Annotated in this window: 19 protein-coding genes; 10 read left to right on the top strand and 9 right to left on the bottom strand. The window is 72.6% G+C overall.

The window, feature by feature from the left end; translation table 11 throughout:
• Both LH62_RS04740 and LH62_RS04745 read left to right on the top strand, forming a co-directional pair.
• Positions 1–950, top strand: a 950-nt coding sequence (locus LH62_RS04740) for an O-antigen ligase family protein (RefSeq protein WP_236552473.1), incomplete at its 5' end; no start/stop codon positions are given.
• A complete protein-coding gene (locus LH62_RS04745; RefSeq protein WP_043359609.1) occupies positions 943–1,533 on the top strand; it encodes a sugar transferase in 591 nt (196 codons plus the stop codon). The genes LH62_RS04740 and LH62_RS04745, both read left to right, overlap by 8 nt.
• Here LH62_RS04745 and LH62_RS04750 read toward each other — a convergent pair.
• The 4 genes from LH62_RS04750 to LH62_RS04765 are packed head-to-tail and all read right to left on the bottom strand — an operon-like array spanning position 1,530 to position 6,070.
• A complete protein-coding gene (locus LH62_RS04750; protein WP_043359611.1) occupies positions 1,530–3,011 on the bottom strand; it encodes a class I adenylate-forming enzyme family protein in 1,482 nt (493 codons plus the stop codon). The two genes, LH62_RS04745 and LH62_RS04750, sit on opposite strands and share 4 nt — an antisense overlap.
• Positions 3,008–4,249 carry an acyl-CoA dehydrogenase family protein gene (locus LH62_RS04755; RefSeq protein WP_043359613.1) on the bottom strand — a complete coding sequence of 414 codons (1,242 nt, stop codon included), beginning with the start codon at positions 4,247–4,249 and terminating at the stop codon, positions 3,008–3,010. The genes LH62_RS04750 and LH62_RS04755 overlap by 4 nt, the downstream gene beginning before the upstream one ends.
• A gap of 4 nt (positions 4,250–4,253) precedes the next feature.
• Complete coding sequence (locus tag LH62_RS04760) at positions 4,254–5,036, bottom strand: alpha/beta fold hydrolase (RefSeq protein WP_043359614.1); 783 nt, start codon at positions 5,034–5,036, stop codon at positions 4,254–4,256.
• On the bottom strand, positions 5,033–6,070 hold the full coding sequence (locus LH62_RS04765) for a hypothetical protein (protein WP_043359616.1): 1,038 nt from the start codon (positions 6,068–6,070) through the stop codon (positions 5,033–5,035). The genes LH62_RS04760 and LH62_RS04765 overlap by 4 nt, the downstream gene beginning before the upstream one ends.
• A gap of 141 nt (positions 6,071–6,211) precedes the next feature.
• Here LH62_RS04765 and LH62_RS04770 point away from each other — a divergent pair, with 141 nt between their 5' ends.
• Positions 6,212–6,676, top strand: coding sequence for a MarR family winged helix-turn-helix transcriptional regulator (locus LH62_RS04770; RefSeq protein ID WP_043359619.1), 465 nt, complete (start codon positions 6,212–6,214; stop codon positions 6,674–6,676).
• A 6-nt stretch (positions 6,677–6,682) separates the two neighbouring features.
• Here the strand turns inward: LH62_RS04770 and LH62_RS04775 are convergent, their stop codons facing one another.
• The gene (locus LH62_RS04775; RefSeq protein WP_052213711.1) at positions 6,683–7,747 is read right to left on the bottom strand and encodes a hypothetical protein; all 1,065 of its coding nucleotides are present in this window, start codon (positions 7,745–7,747) and stop codon (positions 6,683–6,685) included.
• Positions 7,748–7,814: 67 nt separating this feature from the next.
• On the opposite strand from LH62_RS04775, the gene LH62_RS04780 reads away from it, so the two are divergent.
• The 3 genes from LH62_RS04780 (at position 7,815) to LH62_RS04790 (ending at position 10,272) form a co-directional block, all read left to right on the top strand.
• Positions 7,815–8,786, top strand: a complete 972-nt coding sequence (locus LH62_RS04780) for a tripartite tricarboxylate transporter substrate binding protein (protein ID WP_043359622.1) — start codon at positions 7,815–7,817, stop codon at positions 8,784–8,786.
• Positions 8,787–8,876: 90 nt separating this feature from the next.
• Positions 8,877–9,104: a hypothetical protein gene (locus tag LH62_RS04785; protein ID WP_144404378.1), complete on the top strand. Its 228-nt coding sequence runs from the start codon at positions 8,877–8,879 to the stop codon at positions 9,102–9,104.
• Entirely contained in the window at positions 9,052–10,272 is a 1,221-nt protein-coding gene (locus LH62_RS04790; protein ID WP_052213712.1) for an MFS transporter, read from the top strand. The genes LH62_RS04785 and LH62_RS04790 overlap by 53 nt, the downstream gene beginning before the upstream one ends.
• Here LH62_RS04790 and LH62_RS04795 read toward each other — a convergent pair.
• Entirely contained in the window at positions 10,256–11,863 is a 1,608-nt protein-coding gene (locus tag LH62_RS04795; protein ID WP_043359626.1) for a GMC family oxidoreductase, read from the bottom strand. The two genes, LH62_RS04790 and LH62_RS04795, sit on opposite strands and share 17 nt — an antisense overlap.
• 107 nt (positions 11,864–11,970) lie before the next feature.
• Here LH62_RS04795 and LH62_RS04800 point away from each other — a divergent pair, with 107 nt between their 5' ends.
• From LH62_RS04800 to LH62_RS04810, 3 genes are read left to right on the top strand one after another with little or no spacing between them, the layout of a single operon-like run.
• Positions 11,971–12,939, top strand: a complete 969-nt coding sequence (locus LH62_RS04800; RefSeq protein WP_043359627.1) for a tripartite tricarboxylate transporter substrate binding protein — start codon at positions 11,971–11,973, stop codon at positions 12,937–12,939.
• Between the two features lie 10 nt (positions 12,940–12,949).
• Entirely contained in the window at positions 12,950–14,707 is a 1,758-nt protein-coding gene (mdoH, locus tag LH62_RS04805) for a glucans biosynthesis glucosyltransferase MdoH (protein ID WP_255360011.1), read from the top strand.
• 56 nt (positions 14,708–14,763) lie between these two features.
• Positions 14,764–16,035, top strand: coding sequence for a phosphatidylserine/phosphatidylglycerophosphate/cardiolipin synthase family protein (locus tag LH62_RS04810; protein ID WP_160299772.1), 1,272 nt, complete (start codon positions 14,764–14,766; stop codon positions 16,033–16,035).
• On the opposite strand, the gene LH62_RS04815 is transcribed toward LH62_RS04810, so the two are convergent.
• Genes LH62_RS04815 through LH62_RS04825 form a run of 3 tightly spaced genes read right to left on the bottom strand, consistent with a single transcriptional unit; the run spans position 16,030 to position 19,234 of the window.
• Positions 16,030–16,998 (bottom strand): tripartite tricarboxylate transporter substrate binding protein, encoded by a 969-nt coding sequence (locus tag LH62_RS04815; protein ID WP_052214936.1) that lies wholly within the window; start codon positions 16,996–16,998, stop codon positions 16,030–16,032. The two genes, LH62_RS04810 and LH62_RS04815, sit on opposite strands and share 6 nt — an antisense overlap.
• Before the next feature lie 14 nt (positions 16,999–17,012).
• A complete protein-coding gene (locus tag LH62_RS04820; protein ID WP_043359631.1) occupies positions 17,013–18,416 on the bottom strand; it encodes a mandelate racemase in 1,404 nt (467 codons plus the stop codon).
• Complete coding sequence (locus tag LH62_RS04825; protein ID WP_043359633.1) at positions 18,413–19,234, bottom strand: sugar phosphate isomerase/epimerase; 822 nt, start codon at positions 19,232–19,234, stop codon at positions 18,413–18,415. Before LH62_RS04825 ends, LH62_RS04820 begins: the two co-directional genes overlap by 4 nt.
• Positions 19,235–19,344: 110 nt before the next feature.
• On the opposite strand from LH62_RS04825, the gene LH62_RS04830 reads away from it, so the two are divergent.
• On the top strand, positions 19,345–20,703 hold the full coding sequence (locus LH62_RS04830; protein ID WP_043359635.1) for an LLM class flavin-dependent oxidoreductase: 1,359 nt from the start codon (positions 19,345–19,347) through the stop codon (positions 20,701–20,703).

A 20,703-nucleotide genomic window follows, 5' to 3' on the forward strand; every position in this document is an offset into this window, starting at 1 on the left:
TGCTCGCCGAGAAGCTGCCGCAGGTGGTGCTGCTCGGCCCGGCCATGCTGGCGGCGGGGCTGCTGGTCGGAGCCGATGCGCCGACGCTCCGGCGCTTCACCGCGGCGGTGGTGCCGATCGGGCTGCTGGTCGGGGCAGGCATCGCCTGGGGGCTGGCGCGGGATGCGGTGGTGCTGGGCGGCGAGGTCGGCGCCGACCCGGCGCGCATCCGGGTGCAGTACCAGCTTGCCGGGCTGGCGATCGCCTGCGCCGGCGGGCTGGCGGCGGTGCGGCTGACCGAGGCCGTGGGCTGGGCGCGGCTGGGCTGGGGGCTCGTGGTGCTGGGGTTGGCGGCGGCCTCGCTGGTGCCGGGGGGCCGGGCGGCGGCGCTCGGCCTCGGGCTCGGGCTCGCGGGGGCGCCGGCGCTGCGCTTCTGGCTGCTGCGGCGGCCGCGGGCTGCGCTCGGCTGGCTTGCCGGGGTGGCGCTGGCCGCGACGGGCGGGCTCGCCCTGCTGCTGGCCATGCCGGAGGAGGCCGCTATCCTCCGCACCCTCGACCGGTTCTTCGGCGACCCGGCGGAGGCGACGCCGACCCGCATCCTGCTCTGGGGCGAAGCGCTGCGCTGGGCGGGCGAGGCGGCGCCCTTCGGCCTCGGCACCGGCGGCTTCACCCTGGCCGCCGGCAGCGGCGACGACCGCAGCCTGCACCCGCACAACCATGCGCTGGAGATGCTGGCGGAGGCCGGGCTGCCGGGCTTCGCCTTCTGGCTGATGGCCTTCGGCGGGGGCGCAGGGCTGGCACTGCTGCGGGCGCCGCTGGTGGCACCGGGGCGGGCGGCGCGCATCGCCGCGCTGACGCTGCCGGTGGCGCTGACCGCCATGGTTTCGACCGATCTGGGCAACCGGATGGTCTGGTTCGCCCTCGGCCTGCTGCTCTCGCTCGGGGTGGAGGCGCGGGAGCGGCATGTATGAGCGGGGCGGCAAGCGGCTGCTCGACCTGGCCGGCGCCGGGCTGCTGCTGCTGCTGCTGGCGCCGGTGCTGGGGCTCACGGCGCTCGCGGTGCGGATGCGGCTCGGGCGGCCGGTGCTGTTCCGGCAGCAGCGGGCAGGGCGCGGCGGACGGCCCTTCACCCTGCTGAAATTCCGCAGCATGGCCGAGGGGCCGGGCAGCGACGCGGCCCGTCTCGGCCGCTTCGGGCGGTGGCTGCGGGCGAGCGCGCTCGACGAGCTGCCGCAGCTTCTCAACGTGCTGCGCGGCGAGATGAGCCTGGTCGGGCCGCGGCCGCTGCCCGTCGCCTACACGCCCCTCTACCGCCCGGCGCAGGCGGCGCGGCTCCGCGTGCGGCCAGGGCTGGCCGGGCTGGCGCAGGCGGCAGGGCGGAACGCGCTGCCCTGGGGGCCACGCCTCGCCCTCGATGCGCGCTATGCGGCACGGCAAAGCCTCGGCGGCGACCTTGCGCTGATGCTGCGCTGCACGCTGCTGGTGCTGCGCGGCCGCGGCGCCAGCGCGCCGGGCCACGCCACCATGCCGGCTTTCAGCGGCGAAGCGGATTAGCCGCCCTCACCCCGCGCCAGTTGGCGCAACGCCTCCAGCCGGACCTTGCCGAGGGCGGTCCGCGGCAGCGCCTCCACCGTCACCACGGCGCGCGGATGCTTGAAACGGGCGAGCCGGTCCTTGCAATAGGCCAGCATCCGCGCCGCGTCGAAGTCCGGGCCGGGGACGACGATGGCGACCGGCACCTCGCCCCAGCGCGGGTCGGGCCGGCCGCAGACGGCGCATTCCAGCACGCCCGGTGCGCCGCGCAGCACGCGCTCCACTTCCGCCGGATAAACGTTCTCGCCACCCGAGATGATGAGGTGCTTGCGCCGGTCGGTGAACCAGAAGCGGCCATCCGCATCGCGCCAGCCAAGGTCGCCGGTGGCGAACCAGCCGTCGCGCCAGGGCTCCTCGCCTTCCTCCGGCGCGTTCCGGTAGCCGCGGGCGACGTGCAGGCCCTTCACCTCGATCTCGCCGACCTCGCCCGCGGGCAGCGGCTCGCCCTCCGCATCGACGATGCGGGCGGCGCCGTGCAGCGCCTGGCGGCCGATGGAGCCGGGATGCGCCAGCGCCTCCGCCCGTGTCTGGTAGATGGCGATCGGCCCCGTCTCCGTCGCGCCATAGACCTGCTGCACGGGGATGCCGCGGGCGTGGAAGGCCTCGATCAGCGGCAGCGGCACCTCGGAGGAGCCGGCGCCGACGGCGCGCAGGCTGGAAAGGTCGGCCGTCGCCCAGAGCGGATGCTCGACCAGCGCCTGCATCACCGCCGGCACCAGCAGGCTCAGCGTCGGCCGGCTGCGGGCGCAGGCGAGGAAGAAGGCCTCCGGCTCGAAGCGCGGCAGCAGCACAACCTCGGCGCCGAACAGCAGCGCCGGCAGGGTCTGGATGTTGAGGCCGCCGAGATGGAACATCGGCAGCACCGTCAGCACGCGGTCCGCCCCGGCCAGCGCATGCATGTGCTGGCTGTTGATGGCGTTGACCATCACCGCGCGATGGTCGAGCGCGACGCCCTTCGGATGGCCCGTCGTGCCGCTGGTATAGGCCAGCAGCATCGGGTCCTCCATCTCGGTCAGCGGCGTGACGCCGAGCAGGCAGGGGCCCGGCGCGTCGCGCCAGGCCTCGGCGGCGTCGAGGACGGGGCAGTCCTTCGGCGCGGCGCGGCGGGCGGGCATCGCCATCTCCGGCAGGGCGAAGAGCGCGGCGGCGCCGGAATCGTCGAGGATGTGGCGCAACTCGGGCGGCGCCAGGCGCCAGTTCAGCGGCAGGAACAGGCAGCCGAGCCCAGCGCAGGCGAGGGCCAGGACGATCTGGCCGGGATGGTTGTGACCGAGATAGGCGATGCAGTCGCCATGGCCGTAGCCCCTCGCCTCCAGCATGGCCGCCGCGGCATGGATGCGGCGGGCGAGTTCGGCATAGGTGATCTGCTCGTCACCGAAGGTCAGCGCAATGGAATCGGGAGCGTGTTCGGCATGGCGCAGGATGATGCTGCAGATCAATCGGTCTCGCCCTTCTTGTAGAGGCAGTCCCGGCCGAGCCGGTCGACGCAGAGTTCCGCTGTCCAGGGCAGCATGAGCGAGCCGCAACGCGCATCGCGGTAGAGGCGTTCGAGCGGGAGCGACTTCAGCATCGCCTGGCCGCCGCAGGTGCGGACCGCGCGGGCGGCGATGGCGGCGGCATTCTCCATCACGCTGTGCTGCGCGGCCCAGGCGCGCTGCACCTGCTCCGGCGAGGGGTCGGGACCGGCCTCGGTGACCGCCTGGAACCACAATGCCTTGGCCTGTTCCAGCGCTATGCGCATCTCGGCGACGGCGATCTGTTTGGTGGCGTACATGCGCCGCTTCACCGGCGGCATCCCCGGCACCTCGCCGCGCAGATAGGCGACGGTGAAGTCGTAGGCCGCCTGGGCGATGCCCATATAGGTCGGGCTCAGCGTCAGGAACATGTGCGGCCAGCGGCTGGCCGCCTGCATGTAGAGGCCGGGCGGCATCAGCGCCGCCTCCGCGCCGACCATGACGTCCTCGAACACCAGCGTGCGCGAGACGGTGCCGCGCATGCCGAGCGGGTCCCACTCGCCGGTGACGGAAACGCCGGGCGCGTCGCGGGGGATGGCGAGGTAGAGCGTGTCGCGGCGGGAAAGCGGCGCCTCGCCCTCGCGCTGCTCGGTGCAGAGGATGCCGTAATAGTCGGCATGTCCTGCGAGGCTGGCAAAGATCTTCCGCCCGGTGACGCGCCAGCCGCCGGGGACGGGCCGGGCCACGGTGCCGAAGGCCGCGGCGCCGGCCGCCGCCGCGCCGCCCTCGGAGAAGGGCTGCGAGTAGACGGCGCCTTCCTCGAGGATGCGCCGGTAGTGCAGGCGGCGGCGGGCATGGTGGGCGTCACGCAGCGCGGCGTCCATCTCCAGGTCGTCGCTCAGGGCGCCGGTCCAGAGCGTCGAGCAGACATGCATGTTCCAGGTGAGCGCGGTCGCGCCGCAGAAGCGGCCGAGTTCGGCCGCGGCCAGGCAATAGGCGCGGAAGCCGGCGCCGAGCCCGCCCTCCGCGCGGGGGATGCAGAGGCCGAGCAGGCCGTTCGCCGCCATGTCGCGGTAATTCTCGGTCGGGAAGCGCGCCTCGCGGTCCCAGAGGGCGGCCCGCGGGGCGAGCACGGCTTCGCCGAACTCGCGCGCCATGGCGGTGAGCGCGGCCTCCTCCGGCGTCAGGCGGAAGGCGGCGGGGTCGAAGAGCGGCGCGGCCATGCGTTCAGTCCCCTCCCACCCGGTCGAGGAAGCTGGTCAGCATGATGTTGACGTCGCTCGGCCGTTCGAGATGGGCGAGGTGCCCGGCATCGGCGATGATCGCCATCCGCGCGCCGGGAATGGCGCTCGCCGTCCAGTGCATGACGTGGAAGGGGGCGAGCGGATCCGCCTCGCCGACCAGCACGAGGCAAGGCATGTCGAGCCGGCCGAGATCGTCGCGGCGGTCGAAGGTGACGAGGGTGGCGAGCGCGGCGCGGTAGCCCGCCTCCGGCACCGCCGCCATGCTGGCGATGGCGGCCGGGGCGGCGGCCGGGTCGGGATTGTCGCCGAGCATGCGGGCGACGACCTGCGGCGCGATGTCGGCGAGGCTCTGCCCGGCCTCGAGCGGCGCCAGGCGGTCGGCGAGGAAGCGCTCGCGGAAGGTGGGGTCGCGGCCGCCGAAGGCCGGCGGGCTGGCATAGAGCGTCAGGCTGCGCACCCGCTCCGGCCAGGTGAGGGCGAATTCCAGCGCCACCATGCCGCCGATCGAATGGCCGACGAGGTCGGCGCGCTCCAGCCCCGCCGCGTCCAGCATCCGCCCGAGCGCGGCGGCAAGCGCGGGAAAGCCCGGCTCCACCGGCGCCGAGGCGCCGTAGCCCGGCATGTCCCAAGCAAGCACGCGATACCCGGCGAGCGCCGGCAGGGTCGGTCCCCAGAGTCCGGCATTCCCGCCGAGCCCGTGCAGGAGGACGATGGCGCGCCGGCCCTCGCCATGCTCCTGCCAGGCGGGGATCGGGGCCTCGGTCATGGCAGCAGCCTTCCTTCCTCCACCACCGCCTCGCCATCGAGGGTGATGGTGCAGTTGCGGACGGGGATGTCGAAATGCCCCTCGGTGAAGCGGCCGGCGAATTCGTTGGCGCCGGTCGAGAACAGGAAATTGCCGGCGAAGGCGCGCAGCTCCGTGCCGTTGGTGTCGCGCCGGTCGTAGAAGGCAAGCGCCTCGTAGCGCGCGCGCGGGTTGAGGCCCCAGCCGACATGCGAGACGGCATAGGCGGCGCGGTCGCCCCAGGCCGAGAGGTAGCGCCGCATCATCTCGGCATCGGCCCCCTCCCCTTCGACAGCGACGATGTGGTCGTCCGCGAGCGTCAGGCGCACCGCGCGCTCCAGGTAGCGCTTGAAGGTCAGGTTCACGTCGCCCGCGTCCAGCACCAGGGTGCCGTGGACGCTGCCGGCGCGCGGGAAGGCGACGAGGATGCCGCCCGGCCAGTGCGCGACGGTGCCCGGCCGGTCGGTCCAGCCCCAGACGCCGGCGACGGCGGCGCCTTCCATCACCACATGCAGGTCGGTGCCGGCGGCGGAGGTGACATGCATCCGCCGGGCGGCGCGGGCGCGCCTCACCGCGGCCTTCACCGGCGCCTCGTCCTCGGGGCGGGGGACGAGGCGGGCGAGGATCTCCGGGTGCTCGTTCGAGACCATCAGCACCCGGCTGCCCGCCTTGAGGATGGCGGGGAGTTCGGGCGCGTGCAGCAGCCCCTCCACCGTCAGGTCGAGGATGAGCGGTGCCGCGGCGAGGGCCGCCATCACCCCGGGATGGCCGCCGATGGCGCGCGAGGCGCCGGTGGAGCGCACTGGCACCGGGGCGGTGGAGGCGGAGGTCGGCAGGATGCAGCGGAAGGGCCGGCAGCCGAGGCGGAGGGCGGCGAGTTCGGCGAGGTCGAGGTTCAGCGCTCGGGACTGGCTTTCGCCGAGGAGGCAGACGGGCAATCCCGCTCCGGCGCCGCAGAGCCGCAGCACGGCCTCGAAGGCCTCGACCCAGGGTGCTTCGATCCGGTCGGCAAGCATGTTCCCTCCTATCGATGGCCCGACCACCGGGCAATTCAAATGAATTAGCACTTATATTTAGGACGTATTATTTCGAAGATTTTCCTCATCGGATTTGGTATCGTATCGAAAGCCCTCAAAGGACGACGCCGCGATACCGCTATGGAAATTCCCTCTCCGCCCTCAGGGGTTCGCTTCATCGACGACTACCTCGTGTATCTGCTGGCCCGTGCCGCGCACCAGGTTTCCAGCGAATTCCACGAGCAATTGCGCCGGCGTGGCATTTCGGTCGCGGTCTGGCGCGTGCTGAGCGCCCTCATCGGCAGCGAGGGCGAGACGGTCACCGGCCTCGCCGAGATCTGCCTGCTGCAGCAGCCAACCATGACCAAGCTGCTCGACCGCATGGCTCGGTCCGGCCTGGTCTGCCGCAGTCCGGACCAGCGGGACCGCCGCGTGGTGCGGGTCGGCCTCACAGCGGCCGGGCGGGCAATGGCGGAGGACCTGGCGCTGGCCGCCAAGGCGCATGAGGCGGATTTGCTCGCCCGCCATCCGCCCGCCGAGGCGGAGGCGATCAAGAACCTGCTCCGCTCCATCCTCGCCCGGCACGACAGGCCGCGGCGGGGATAGGGCCTGCTACTGCGCCGGGATGGTGACCACGGGCGTCGGCTGGCCGCGCCCGCTCTCGGCCAGGACCTGCAGGATATAGGCGAAAGTGAAGCTGGACTTGGAGCGGTAGTCGTCCTGCTCCACCCAGAACCAGCGCTGGCGGTAGGGCACGGCGGCATAGGCATCCGCCGGGGCACGCGGGCCCTGGCGGATGCGGATCAGCCGCTCGCCGAAGCCGCCATCCGTCGCGGGGGTATCGCCGCGGGCGACATCCGCCTCCGCCACCTCGATCTGCGCGCCGAGCTCGTAGAGCACCTGGAGGACGGAGCGCGTCAGGATCGCCACCTGGCCACGTCCGGCCCGCGTCCGGCCGTAGACCACCTCCGCCTCCCGCTCGGACGGGCCGAGGCCGAGCAGGCTGCGGGCCTGGCGCACCGCCGGCGCGCTACCCTCGAGCAACAGGAAGACGCGGCCGACGCCGCCACGCCGCTCGAAGCGCAGCCCGACCGCCCCCGCCGCCTGCGCCTGGCGCAATACCCCGACCAGGGCGAGGAAGCCGCCCGAGGCTTCCTGCGCCTCGCCGCCTCGCGTCGCGCCGTTCGGCATGCCGTTCACCGACTGCACGCCGAGGCGAAAGAGCAGGTCCACCGGCGCGCCGCTCTGCGCCAGCGACAGCAGCTCCGCCGCCGCCAGCGGCCGCAGGTAGGACTGGGCGAACTGCTCGCCGGTCATCGGCGTGAAGGTGAAGGTCGGCCGCGTCGTGTACTGCATGGTGCCGGAGAGGGTGGCGTAATTCCCCGGATTGGCGGTGGGGTAGGCGTTCAGCCCGACCTGCCCGGTGGTCTGGAGCGTGTAGCCGGTGATGACCTGGCTGACCGAAAGGAAGGTCGGCACGTCGGCATAGCGCAGCCGCACCATGTTCAGCAGCATCTGCCGCTTCAGCCCGTCGCCGAGCGCCTGGGCATAGCCGACCTGGTCGGTGTCGAGCTGCTGCGGCCCGTTGCCGGTGCAGCCGGCGAGCAGCAGGAGGGCCAGCCAGGCATGGCGGCGGAAGGGTGTGGGGCGGGTCGTCGGCGGGCGGCAAGGCAGCATCCGGCCGGGGCGGCGTCAACCGACGCCGGGGATGCTATGCTCGCCCGCAAAACGGGGAGGAAGCATCATGCGTCTCGGAAAGCGGGCCCTGCTCGGGCTTTTGGCGGCACCGGCCATCGCGCGGGCCCAGGGCACGGGCACCTGGCCGGACCGGCCGCTGCGCTTCATCATCGGCGCGGCGGCGGGCGGCGTCTCCGACATCTTCCTCCGGCTGATGGAAACCCGGTTGCGCGAGCGGCTCGGTCAGCCGCTGGTCATCGACCCGCGGCCCGGCGCCGGCGGCATGCTCGGCGCCGAGGTCGCCGCCCGCAGCGCGCCGGACGGCTACAGCTTCTTCGTCAACCACATCGCCTCGCACGGCATCGGGCCGACGCTCTACCGGCGCCTTTCCTTCGACCCGCTGAAGGATTTGCCGGGCCTCTGCCGCATCGCCCGCATGCCGAACGTGCTGATCGTCAAGGGCGACAGCCCGCACCGCGACGTCGCTGCGCTCATCGCCTTCATGCGCGCCAACCCGCAGGCGGCGACCTTCGCCTCGGCCGGCACCGGCACCTCCTCGCATCTCTCCGGCGTGCTGCTCGGCCTCAGGACGGGGATCGAGACCATCCACGTCCCCTATCGCGGCACGGCGCCGAGCATGGCGGCGGTGATGAATGGCGAGGTGCTCTTCGCCATCGACAATGCGCCGGCCAGCCGGCAGCAGGTGCTGGGCGGCCTGTTGCGCGCGCTCGCCGTCTCCACCGCCGGGCGCGCGACCACCATGCCGGAGCTGCCGACCTTGCAGGAAAGCGGCATCGCCGATTTCGACGTCGCCTCCTGGTACGGGATCGCGGCGCCTGCGGGCCTGCCGCGACCCATCACCGACCGCCTCGGCGGCGAGATCCTGGAGGCGCTGGCCGATCCAGGCATCGCCGGCCGCATCCGCGAATTCGGCGCGGAGCCGGCGCCGCTGCCGGCGGCGGCCTATAACGAGTACATGCGCCAGCAGGTCGCCGCCTGGGCGCCGGTGGTCAAGGCGTCCGGCGCCTCGGTCGATTAGTGACCAACATGACAGTGAATACAGCTACGGCCACGGTTCGATGAGCCCATGGTGACCGCGGAGGCATTGCGCTTCCGCCAGGAGGCCATCATGACCGACTTCGTCATCGTCGTCGCCGCCGTCGCCAGCCTCGCTGCCGCGCCCAACCTGCCGCCGGAAGTCGTCATCCCGCAGAATGCGCCGACCATCGGCTTCCGCCTCTACAAGGACCTGCATGCCTGCGAGGCCGCCACCGCCCAGCTCACCCCCCGGCGCGGCATGCGCCATGTCTGCGTCCCCGTCGAGAGCGGGGACGGGGAGCTCGCCTCCGCCTACTAGGCGGAAGGCCGCCAGCCTCGCCCTCATCACGCTGGCGCAGGTGCTGGCCCTCTCGCTCTGGTTCTCGGGCACCGCGGCGGGGCCGGCGATGGCGCGGGAGGCGGCGCTGCCGCCCGGCTTCCTCGCCTGGCTGACGGGCGGGGTGCAGCTCGGCTTCGTGCTGGGAACGCTGGCGAGCGCGGCGCTCGCCCTGCCTGACCGGGTCGAGCCGCGGCGGCTGATCGCCGGCGCCTGCCTGCTCGGCGCCGCCGCCAATGCGGCGATCCTGCTGCTGCCGCCGGGCGATGCGCTGGTGATCGCGGCGCGGGGCGTGACCGGGCTCGCACTCGCCTGCGTCTATCCGGTCGGGATGAAGCTCGCCGCGGGCTGGGCCGGGCCCAGGGATGCGGGGCTCGTGGTCGGGCTGCTGGTCGGCGGGCTGACGCTCGGCTCCGCCTCGCCGCATCTCGCCAATGCGCTGGGCGGGCTCAGCTGGCGGAGTGCCGTGGGCCTCGCCTCGCTCGCCGCGCTGCTGGCGGCGGGGCTGATCCTGCTGGCCCGGCCCGGGCCGCGCCATGCCGCAGCACCGCCCTTCCGGCCGGGGCTGGCGCTGGAGCTGTTCCGCCATCGCGGCACCCGGCTCGCGACCCTCGGCTATCTCGGCCATATGTGGGAGCTCTATGCGATGTGGGCCTGGATCGGCGCCTATCTCGCGGCGAGCTTCGCTGCCGTGGGCAGCGCCGCCAGCCCGGCGCTGGCCAGCTTCGCGGTGATGGCGGCCGGCGCGCTCGGCTGCATCGCCGGCGGGTGGATGGCCGACCGCATCGGCCGGGCGCGCCTGACCATCGGGGCGATGGCGGTGAGCGGCGCCTGCTGCCTGCTCGCCGGGCCCGCCTTCGGCGCGGCGCCCTGGCTGGTGATGGCGCTGTGCCTCGCCTGGGGCGCCACGGTCGTCGCCGATTCCGCGCAGTTCTCGGCCGCCGTCGCCGAGGCCTCGCCGCCCGGCCTTTCGGGCACGATGCTGACGGTGCAGACCTCGCTCGGCTTCGCCCTCACCCTCCCGGCGATCCACCTGATGCCCGTCGCAGAAGCCTGGCTCGGCTGGGGCGGCGGGGCCTTCGCCCTGCTCGCCCCGGGGCCGGTGCTCGGCTGCCTGGCGATGGCGCGGCTGGTCAGGCGGCCCGCTTGATCGCGTCCGCCGCCTTCTCCGCCGTCATCAGCACCGCCGGGTGGATGTTGGAGGAAGGCACCAGCGGGAAGACCGAGGCATCCACCACGCGCAGCCCCTGCACGCCGCGGACGCGGAGCTCGGTGTCGACGACGCTGCGGTCGTCGGCGCCCATGCGGTTGGTGCCGCAGGGATGGTACACGGTCGTCCCCGCCGCGCGGATGTAGTCGAGCATCGCCTCGTCGCCGCCGGTCTGCGGACCCGGCGCCTCCTCCTCCTCGATCAACCCGGCGAAGGGCTGGGTCGAGGAGATGCGCCGGGCAAGCTTCGCCGCCTCGAGCATCACATGCACGTCCGATGGCGCGGTCAGGTAGCGCGCCTCGATCCGCGGCTTGTCCTCGACGCGCGGCGAGCGCAGCGCCAGCTCGCCCCGGCTGTCCGGCCGGCACTGGCAGAAGTTGAAGGTGAAGCCCGGATGCTTCGCCAGCGCCGCCGCCGAGGCGGCCTGGTTGCTGAGGCTGTAATTGACATACTGGAACTGCACCTCGGCCTCCTCGGAGCCGGGCAGGACGCGGGCGAAGAGGCTCGCCTCCGAGGCGCCGATCGCCATCTGCCCGCGCCGGCGGATCGCCCAATCGAGGCCGAGCTGCGCCGTCTTGAAGGGGTTCGCCATGAACTCGTTCAACGTGCCGCAGGGCCTGGTGCGGAAGGCGAAGCGGATCATGAAGTGGTCCTGCAGGTTCTTCCCCACCTCCGGCGCGTGGACGCGCGTCTCGATCCCGAGCGCCTGCAAGGCGGCGCCGTCGCCGATGCCGGACAGCATCAGCATCTTCGGGCTCTCGATGGCGCCGGCCGAGAGGAGCACCTCGCGCCGCGCCCGGTGGATGCGCTCGACGCCGTCCGGCCCGCGCACCGCGACGCCGACCGCGCGGTTGCCTTCGAGGATGATGCGCTGGCCGACCTGCTCGGTATGCACGGTGAGGTTCGGCCGCTTCAGCGCCGGCCGCAGATAGGCGACCGCCGGGCTCCAGCGCCGCCCACGATGGACGTTGAGCTGGTTGGGCGCCACGCCCTCGAACCAGGCGCCGTTGTTGTCGGCGTTGCGCGGGAAGCCGAGCGCCTCGCAGGCGGCGACGAAGGCCTGGCAGCCGGGCGAGGGGTCCGGCACCTCGCCGACGCGCACCGGGCCTTCCTTGCCGCGATACTCGCTCTCGGGCCCAGCGAAGGTTTCCAGCTTGCGGAAATAGGGCAGGCAGTCGTCATGCGACCAGCCGCGGGCGCCGGATTGCGCCCAGCGGTCGTAGTCGCGCGGCGAGCCGCGCAGGAAGACCAGCCCGTTGACGCTGCCCGAGCCGCCAATGACCCGCCCGCGCGGCCAGTAGACGCTGCGGCCCTTCAGCTCCGGCTCCGCCTCGGTCTGGTAGTTCCAGTCGAATTTGCGGGTGACGTAGAGCCGGGCGAACCCCATGGGGATGTGGATCCAGGGGTTGCGGTCCCAGGGGCCTGCCTCCAGCAGCACCACCTTCACCGCAGGATCTTCGGAAAGCCTCGCGGCCAGCACGCAGCCGGCCGAGCCGCCGCCGAGGATCACGTAATCCGCTGCTTCTTCCATCTTGGACTTCCCCCGTTCTTGGCACCATGAGGCCATGCGGGGACGCAAGCGGCAAGGCGGCACGGGGCTTGCCAAGCGATCCGGCCGAAAGACCGGGAGCCTCGATCATGCAACGCCGCCCCTTGCTGCTGGCCGCCGCCGGCCTCGCCCTGCCCCATCTCGCCCGCGCCCAGGCCGGCTGGGCCAGCCGGCCGGTTACCATCCTGGTGCCCTATGTCGCCGGCGGACCCTCCGACACCCTGGCCCGCGCCACAGGCGCCGCGCTGCAGGCCGCCATCGGCCAGCCGGTGGTGGTGGAGAACCGGCCGGGCGCCAATGGCGCCGTCGCCGCCGCCCTCGCCGCGCGGGCGGCACCGGATGGGCATACGCTCTTCATCGCGGCGAGCGGCATCCTCACCATCAACCCGCATCTCATGCCGAACCTGCCCTATGACCCGGTGCGGGATTTCGCGCCGCTGACCGTCGCCATCAGCGCGCCCAACCTGCTGGTCGCCAACCCGCGCTTCCCGCCGCGCGACGTGCCGGGGCTGGTCGCCTGGCTGAAGGCCAACCCGAACGGGGCGAGCTACGGGACGAGCGGCATCGGCTCTTCCGAGCACCTGACGATGGAGCTTTTCGCCCAACGGACGGGCACGCGGCTGACCCATGTGCCCTATGGCGGCGGCGCGGCTGCGGTGACGGACCTCATCGCCGGGACGACGGAGCTCTCCTTCCTCAACATCTCGACCGTGGCGCCGCACGTGCAGTCCGGCGCGCTGCGGGCGCTGGCGGTCGGCAGCCTGGCACGGCATCCGCTCTTCCCCGAACTGCCGACGGTGGATGAGGGCGGCGTCCCCGGCTTCGAGGGTGGCAGCTGGCACAGCTTCGTCGCCCCGCGCGCCACGCAGGAGCCGGTGCTGGAGGCAGTGCATGCCGCCCTCGTCGCCGCCCTCCGCCAGAGAGAGACGGAGGCGCGGCTGACCCGCATCGGCTTCAGCGTTGTCGCCGGCAGCCGGGCGGAGTTCGCCGCGCGGATCGAGCGGGAACTTGGCGAGTGGCAGAGGGTGATCCAGGCGGCGGGGATCGCGGCGGGGTAGCCCATCCGCAATTCCGCCACGCGGGCGCAATAGCCTGGGCGGGATGGTCACGCGCCGCCTCGTCTTCGCCCTGCTCTGCCTGGCCCTGACCGGGGTGCAGCTCTGGCTCGCCGCCCGCGTGATGGCGCCGGGCGGCTGGACGCTGTGGGAGGGGCTCACCCTGCTCTGCTTCGCGGGCACGGCGCCCTGGACGGCGCTCTGTGCGGCGAATGCGCTGGTCGGGCTGCTGATCCTGCTGCGAGCGCCGCATCCGCCGGCGGCGGTGCTGCCGGCGCTGCGCCACATCCGGCCGGGCGGGGGGCGGATGCGGACCGCCATCGCCGTCTGCATCCGCAACGAGGCGATGGAGCAGGTGCTGCCGCCGCTCGCCCGGCTGCTCGATGGGCTGGTGGCGGCGGGGGCGGCGGGGCGCTTCACCCTCTGGTTCCTCTCCGACACGCAGGAGCCGGCGCTGGCCGCGGCGGAGGCGGCGGCGGTCGAGAACTTCCGCGCCCGCTACCCGGGCGTGCGGTACCGGCGGCGGGAGGGCAATGCCGGGTTCAAGGCCGGCAACGTGATGGACTTCCTCGACCATCACGCGCAGGGGGCCGAGCTGATGCTCTGCCTCGATGCCGACAGCGAGATGTCGGCCGCCGCCGTGCTGCGCCTCGTCGCCTGCATGGAGGCGGACCCGCAGCTCGCCATCCTACAGCAACTCATCGTCGGGCGGCCGGCGGCGGCGGCCTTCCCGCGGCTGTTCCAGTTCGGCATGCGCGCCGGGATGCGCGCCTGGGCGACGGGGCAGGCCTGGTGGCAGGGGCCGGAGGGTCCCTATTGGGGGCACAATGCCATCATCCGCACCGAGCCCTTCCGCCGCCATTGCCGGCTGGAGGCGCTGCCGGATGGCAGCCCGATCCTCAGCCATGACCAGGTGGAGGCGGTGCGGCTGCATGCCGCCGGCTGGAAGGTCTGCTGCCTGCCGGAGGAGGCGGGGAGCCTCGAGGGCAATCCGCCGGCGCTTCCGGAATTCATGGCGCGCGACCTGCGCTGGGCGACGGGGAACATGCAGTATTTCGCCCTGCTCCGCTTGCCGGGGATGACCTGGATGGGGCGGTGGCAGCTGATCCAGGCGATCCTGCTCTTCCTAGGGGCGCCGCTCTGGACCGGCGTGCTGGCCTTCGCCGCGCTCAATGCCGCGATCGGCGGGGCGGCGGAGACGCCGGGCGGCTGGCTGCTCGTGCTGATGGCGGCGGTCTGGGCGATGCTGCATGCACCCAAGCTTTGCGGCTATGCCGAGGTGCTGCTGAAGCCTGGCCTCGCGGCGGGGTATGGCGGGCGGCCGGCCTTCATTCGCGGCGCGGCGGCGGAGCTTGCCTTCACCACGCTGCTCGACCCGGTCAGCATCTTCAACAAGGCGATGTTCCTGGCGCGGCTGCCCTTCGGCGCGCGGCAGGGCTGGGCGCCGCAGAATCGGGCGGCGCGCGGCATTGCCTGGGCGGATGCGGCGCGGCTGCTTTGGCCACATACGCTGTTCGGCCTGCTGGTCTTCGGGCTGCTGCTGGTGGCGGCGCCGGAGGCGGTGGGATGGGCGCTGGCGCCGGCGGGCGGGCTGCTGCTCGCCATTCCCTTCTGCGTGGCGACGGCGGCACCGGGCCTCTCCGAGCGCCTCCGCCGTCGCGGACTGGCGGCGACGCCCGAGGAGTTGGCGATGGCGGGGACGCCAGGCCCGAAACCCGGCCCGGCCTCGCCCGCGCCGACACCCGCAGCGGAGCCGCTCGCGCCAAGCTGATCCGAAACGGCGCGGATCCGGAACTGGTCGGATACGTTACGTCCTGCATGGAGAATATGCGGATCGGACGGCGCGGCCTCGGGCTGCTGGCGGCGGGACTCTCGGGCTGCGCGGCGATCCCGGTGCTGCCCGATGGGCCATCGGACCCCATGGAACGCCAGTTGCTGCTCGCCGAGGCGCTGGATGGCGCCCCGCTGCTCGGCGGCAACCGGGTGGAGGTGCTGGATGGCGGCGTCGCCATGTTCCAGGCCGCCTTCCAGGCCATCGCGGCGGCGAGGGACCATGTGAACATCGAATTCTACATTTTCCAGGATGTCCGCATTCCCGGCGTCGAGGGGCCTTCGCTCTTCGAGCTGCTGCAGGTGAAGCTCGCGCAGGGCGTCGCCGTCACCATCATCCATGACGGCTACGGCTCGCTCGGGACCGACCTGTCGCCGCTGCGGGCGGCGGGGGCGCGGACGTTGGAATTCCACCCGCTCGACCCGACGGCCGCAAAGCGCGGGTGGAGGCCGAACGACCGCGACCACCGCAAGATGCTGGTCGTGGACGGGCGCGTCGGCATCATGGGCGGCGTCAATCTCGACCGCGTCTACCAGAACCCCTGCGGCACAGGCGCGACGCCGACCGACACGGAGGCGGCCTGCTGGCACGATTCCTCCATCCGCATCGAGGGCCCGGCGGTCGCCGCCATGCAGCGTCTGTTCTTCGAGACCTGGGAGAAGGAGCACGGGGAGAGGCTGGCGCCCCGCCTCTGGTTCCCGCGCCTCGCGGAGGTCGGGCCGGCGCGCATCCGCATCCTCGGCAGCGAGCCGGGCGAACGGAAGCCGCGCTACTACATCGCCCTGGTGACGGCGCTGGAGGCGGCGCGCGAGCGGATCTGGCTCTGCACCGGCTATTTCGTGCCGACCTGGCAGCAGCGCCGCGTGCTGCGCGCCGCCGCCCGTCGCGGCGTCGATGTGCGGCTGCTGCTGCCGAGCGTCAGCGACAGCCAGGAGGCGCTGAACGCCCAGCATGCCGCCTATGACGACATGCTGGAGGCCGGGGTGAAGATCTATGAGGTCACCGACGGCGTGCTGCACGGCAAGCTGACGGTGGTGGACGGCGTGTGGTCGGCGGTCGGCTCCTCCAACTTCGACCGGCGCAGCGTCGCCTGGAACAACGAGGTGGATGCGGTCGTGCTCGGCCGCGATACCGCGGCGACGCTGGAGCGAATCCTCGCGCGCGAGTTCGGCCGCGCCCGCCCGGTGAGCCTCGCGGAGTGGGAGCGGCGCGGCCTCCGCGCGCGCCTCCGCGAGCAATCCTCGCGGCTGTTCATCGACCTGCTATGAGGCGCGGGCCAAGCCGAGTTCGCGCAGCAGCACGCCGGAGGTTTCGGCGAACTGCACGGCGAAGCGGCTGAAGGCGTCAGGCCCGTCCCAGACGGGGACGATGCCGCGGCCCTGCATCATCTCCCGCACCTCCGGCCGGGCATGGGCGCGCTCGGCCGCCGCCAGCAGCGCCGTGCGCACCGGTGCCGGCATGCCGCGCGGCGCGACCAGCGCAAACCAATTGGCATAGGCCCAGTCGAGGCCGCTTTCCCGTAGCGTCGGCACGTCGGGCAGGATGGTCATGCGCTGCTCGGCCATCACGGCGAGGATGCGGATGCGCCCGGCCGAGGCCAGCGACTGCGCCTCGACCGGCGAGCCGGTGAAGACGCCGATGCCGCCCGCGACGAGGTCCTGCAGGGCGGGGGCGCCGCCGGTGCTCGGGATCCAGCGGATGCGGTCCGCCTCCAGGCCCAGCTTGCGCGCCATCCCCGCTGCCGCCAGGTGCCAGGAACCGCCGGCGCCGACGCCGGAGCCGGTGATGCTGCCGCGTCGCCCCTCCTTCAGCGCCGCGGCGAAGGACTTGAAGTCCTGCCACGGCGCCTCCGCCCGCACCGTGACGCCGGCCGGGATGGTGGCGAGGCGGGACAGCAGGTCGAGACTCTCCGGCCCGAATTCGGCGAGGCCGAGGGCGCGGAAATTGGCGAATTCGGAGGTGCCGGTGCCGATCGTGTAGCCATCCGGCGTGGCGTTTGCGATGGCGGCGTGGCCGGTGACGCCGTTGCCGCCGGTGCGGTTGACGACGTTGACGGGCTGGTTCAGCTCCCGCTCCAGACCCTGGACGAAGATGCGGGTGACGGTATCCGCCCCGCCGCCCGCGGCCCAGGGCACGATGACGGTGACCGGCCGGGCTGGCCAGGCCTGCGCCCGGGCGAGGCCGGGTGCGGCGAGCAGCGGCAATGCGGCCAGGTGGCGTCTCGTCAGCATGGTCGTGTCCTCCGTCAGCGGGGCCATTCGGCCTTCGGCATGGGCTGCATGGCCTGGTAGTCAGGCTCCTCCGTCGCGCCGAGGCCCGGGACGTCGAGCGAGCCGAGGTCCAGCCTGCCTTCGCGCATGGCGATGCGGGGGCCGCGTGGGGTGTCGGCATAGAGGTCGGGGTGCGCCTCCATGAAGCGCACGGCCTCGGCCTTCGGGCGGCCGTTGAAGCCGTCGATGAAGTGGTGGCCGTTGCGCTCGACATGGGCGAGGCCGAGCAGTGCCACCAGCGCGAGGTCCTGCTGCACGCAGACCCCGGCCAGCGTCGTCAGATCCTCGCCGGTCATGAAGTATCCGTCGCTCCATTGCCGGCAGCGGGCGAGGTTGACCAGCGAGCGCCAGACGCCCTTGCAGGCCTTCGACGAGACGCCGGCATAGCCGAGGCCGCGCGCTTGGACGAAGGCGTCGAGCGCGCCGTCGCTCTCGTCGATGATGACGGGGCGCGGGGCGGCCATCCGCGTCTCCAGCGCGCGGGCGCGCTTCACAGGCTGTTCGATATAGGCGACGGCGGCGCAGAGGCGGTTCAGGCGGGGCTCGGCGGCCATCGCCCGCCAGAGCGCGGCGACGCCCTCGGCATCGGCATACTGCTCGTTGCCGTCGAGCGAGACGTGGTAGCCGGGCCGCCGGTCGAGCACGGAGGCGATGCGGCAGAGCCGGTCGACATCGGCGGCGATGTCGCCGGCGACCTTCAGCTTCCACCACCCATGGTGGTAGGTGGCGGCGACCTCCTCCAGCGTCTCCGGCAGGCCGTCATCGACGCGCGTGGATTGGTCGGCGGCGGTGATCGGGTCGACCAGCCCGACCGTGTGCCGCGCCTGGATTCGGCGCGCGGGAGTGAGCCCCGACAGCATCGCGGCGAAATCGAAGCCGGCGAGGTCGGGCGCCACGGCATGCGGCGCCAGGCCGCCGATATTCGCGCCCATGCCGGCGAAGAAGGAGAGGCCGTGCAGCTTCAACAGCGCGTCCAGCGCGGCGCGGTCGACGAGGGAGCGGCCGTAGCTGGCGACCAGTGGGTTCAGCCCCTCGCGGGCGCAGGCATCGGCATGGCCGGCATAGGTATCGGCGAAGTGGCCGAAGGCGGTGGCTTCGCCGGCGGCCAGCGAGGTGTTGCCGGCGAGTTCGAGCGAGCGGCGGAGCTGGTGCTCGTTCTGCGCGTCGCTGAGCGCGGGGTCCTTGTCGAACCACTTGGCGGCGAGGGATTCGGCGGCGACGCCCCAGCCCTCGCGGCCGGACTCGTCGCGGATGCGGGCGCGGACGACCGCCTGCCGCCCCTCGGTCACGGTGATGACGCCGAAGCGGAAGGGCAGGCGCAGGCGGAAGGGCCATTCGCGCCGTTCGATCTCGAGGATGCGGAAGCGGGGAGCGGTCATGCCAGCCCTTCCAGCACGCCCTGGAGATAGCCGGCGGCAAAGGCGGCGGCGCCGGGCCCGTCCGGCACGTAGTCGAAGGGCTCGACGCCGCACCAGCCGGCATAGCCCTGCCGCCTGAGCACGGCGAGGATCGGGGCGAAACGGTCCTTCCCCTGCCCCGGCGCGCGGCGGTTGCGGTCGTTCAGGTGGATATGGGCGAGGAGGCCGGTCGGCAGCCAGCGCTCCAGCAGGGCATCGGGGGGCTCGGCCTCGCCGTTCCCGGAGGCCGAGACGTCGAGCATGGTCCGCAGCGATGGGTTGCCGATGCGCTCGACGATGGCGGCGGCCTCGGCGACGGTGGTCGCCCAATTGGCCTCGCGCGCGGCCAGCGGCTCCAGGCAGTAGGTCAGGCCAGCCGCGTCCGCCCAGGCGGCGATGCGGGCCATGGCCTCCTCGGCCCGGGCCGCGTCGCCCTCGGCCTCCACCCGGCGCTGCGCCGGGGAGCCGTGGACGAGGTAAGCGCAGCCGAGATCGGCGGCGAGGGCGATCAGCCGCTCGATGACGTCGAGGGTGCGAGCGCGGACCGCCGGGTCGGCGGTGGTGATGGAGAGGCCGGAGGGTGCGACCAGCAGCCAGTGCAACCCGCTGAGGGCGATGCCGGCCCCGGCCGCATCCCGGCGCAGCTCCGCCCGGCGCGGGGCGGGCAGGAGATGCGGCGCCTCGGCATCGAGGGTGAAGGGCGCGACCTCGAGCCCGGCATAGCCGAGCGCCGCCGCCCGCGCGCATTGTGCCGCGAAGGGCATCTCGCGCAGGACCTCGTTGCACAGGGCCAATCGCATGCCGGACATCTCCACCCGGGCGGGATGCTAGCACCCTCGCCCAAGGGCGCCAGCATTGACCGACGGCCGTCCGGGGGCGAGGCTTTCGCCAATCACGGAGGGAATGGGCCATGCGCCAGATGCATCTCGTAGGCTTCCTGCAGGCGCAGAACTGCACCAACCTCGCCTCGTCCTGGCGGCACCCGGAGAGCCGGACGGATTTCCTCCGCGCCGACTACTACCAGGAAATCGGACGCATTTTGGAGGCGGGGAAGTTCGACCTCGCCTTCTTCGACGACCGGCTCTCCATGCCGGACCGCTACGGCTCCGACCACCATCACACGATCGAGCACGGCATCCGCTGCGTGAAGCTCGACCCGGTGGTGGTGCTGACGATGATGGCGGCGGCGACGCAACGCCTCGGCCTCGGCTCCACCGCCTCGACCACCTATTACGAGCCCTACCACGTCGCCCGCGCCTTCCAGACGCTCGACCTGATGAGCGATGGCCGCGCGGCCTGGAATGTCGTCACCTCGCTGAACGACGGCGAGGCGGCGAATATGGGCCATGCGGAGATGATGGCGCATGACGCGCGTTACGACCGCGCGGATGAGTTCGTCGAGGTGGTGCTCGGCCATTGGGATGCCTGGGAGGACGATGCGCTGATCGTCGACAAGTCCTCCGGCCGCTTCGGCGACGGCAACAAGGTGCATCGGCTGGACTACCGTGGGCGGTTCCTCAACTCCCGCGGGCCCTTCACCGTGCCGCGCTCGCCGCAGGGGCGGCCGGTGCTGATCCAGGCGGGCAGCAGCGGGCGCGGCAAGGCCTTCTCGGCGCGCTGGGCGGAGCTGGTCTTTGTCGCCTATCACGACATCGCCTCCGGCAAGCGCGACTACGACGCCTTCAAGGCGATGGTCGCCGCCACGGGGCGCGATCCCTCCTCGGTGAAGGTGGCGACGCTCTGCAACCCGATCTGCGCCGCGACGCGGGCCGAGGCCGAGGATCGCGCGGCGCTGATCGAGAAGCTGCCGCTCGAGATCGACGCGCTCTCGCTGCTTTCCGAGGCGCTGAATTTCGACTTCGCCAGCAAGGGCATGGACGAGCCCTTCACCGACGAGGAGATGGCCGGCATCCAGGGATTGCAGGCGATCCGCGACCGCGTGGTGGAGGCGACGGGGAAGAAGAATCCGACAGTGCGCGACTTCATCACCGGCAGCGGGCGCGGCCGGCCGAAGATGGACATGGTCGGCGGGCCGAAGGAGGTGGCGGACAAGCTCGAGGCCTGGTTCACGGGCGGCGCCTGCGATGGCTTCGTTATCTCCGCGACGCATGTTCCCGGCACCTATGCCGAGTTCGTTCAATTCGTCGTCCCGGAGTTGCAACGCCGCAGCTTGTTCCGCAAGGACTATTCGGGCCCGACGCTGCGAGACCACCTCGGCTTGGGGCGCGCAGCGCATGGCGACTGGAAGATGGCGCAGGCGGCGGAGTAG

Origin of the sequence: Belnapia sp. F-4-1 (assembly GCF_000802185.1) — a bacterium.
Taxonomy (GTDB): domain Bacteria; phylum Pseudomonadota; class Alphaproteobacteria; order Acetobacterales; family Acetobacteraceae; genus Belnapia.

What these genes read in the sequence shown, in the direction of transcription:
- LH62_RS04745 (WP_043359609.1), top strand. Translation starts at nt 943, where the DNA reads ATGTATGAGCGGGGCGGCAAGCGGCTGCTCGACCTGGCCGGCGCCGGG.
- LH62_RS04755 (WP_043359613.1), bottom strand. Translation starts at nt 4,249, where the DNA reads ATGGCCGCGCCGCTCTTCGACCCCGCCGCCTTCCGCCTGACGCCGGAG.
- LH62_RS04760 (WP_043359614.1), bottom strand. Translation starts at nt 5,036, where the DNA reads ATGACCGAGGCCCCGATCCCCGCCTGGCAGGAGCATGGCGAGGGCCGG.
- LH62_RS04765 (WP_043359616.1), bottom strand. Translation starts at nt 6,070, where the DNA reads ATGCTTGCCGACCGGATCGAAGCACCCTGGGTCGAGGCCTTCGAGGCC.
- LH62_RS04770 (WP_043359619.1), top strand. Translation starts at nt 6,212, where the DNA reads ATGGAAATTCCCTCTCCGCCCTCAGGGGTTCGCTTCATCGACGACTAC.
- LH62_RS04775 (WP_052213711.1), bottom strand. Translation starts at nt 7,747, where the DNA reads ATGCTGCCTTGCCGCCCGCCGACGACCCGCCCCACACCCTTCCGCCGC.
- LH62_RS04780 (WP_043359622.1), top strand. Translation starts at nt 7,815, where the DNA reads ATGCGTCTCGGAAAGCGGGCCCTGCTCGGGCTTTTGGCGGCACCGGCC.
- LH62_RS04785 (WP_144404378.1), top strand. Translation starts at nt 8,877, where the DNA reads ATGACCGACTTCGTCATCGTCGTCGCCGCCGTCGCCAGCCTCGCTGCC.
- LH62_RS04790 (WP_052213712.1), top strand. Translation starts at nt 9,052, where the DNA reads ATGTCTGCGTCCCCGTCGAGAGCGGGGACGGGGAGCTCGCCTCCGCCT.
- LH62_RS04795 (WP_043359626.1), bottom strand. Translation starts at nt 11,863, where the DNA reads ATGGAAGAAGCAGCGGATTACGTGATCCTCGGCGGCGGCTCGGCCGGC.
- LH62_RS04800 (WP_043359627.1), top strand. Translation starts at nt 11,971, where the DNA reads ATGCAACGCCGCCCCTTGCTGCTGGCCGCCGCCGGCCTCGCCCTGCCC.
- LH62_RS04810 (WP_160299772.1), top strand. Translation starts at nt 14,764, where the DNA reads ATGCGGATCGGACGGCGCGGCCTCGGGCTGCTGGCGGCGGGACTCTCG.
- LH62_RS04815 (WP_052214936.1), bottom strand. Translation starts at nt 16,998, where the DNA reads ATGCTGACGAGACGCCACCTGGCCGCATTGCCGCTGCTCGCCGCACCC.
- LH62_RS04820 (WP_043359631.1), bottom strand. Translation starts at nt 18,416, where the DNA reads ATGACCGCTCCCCGCTTCCGCATCCTCGAGATCGAACGGCGCGAATGG.
- LH62_RS04825 (WP_043359633.1), bottom strand. Translation starts at nt 19,234, where the DNA reads ATGCGATTGGCCCTGTGCAACGAGGTCCTGCGCGAGATGCCCTTCGCG.
- LH62_RS04830 (WP_043359635.1), top strand. Translation starts at nt 19,345, where the DNA reads ATGCGCCAGATGCATCTCGTAGGCTTCCTGCAGGCGCAGAACTGCACC.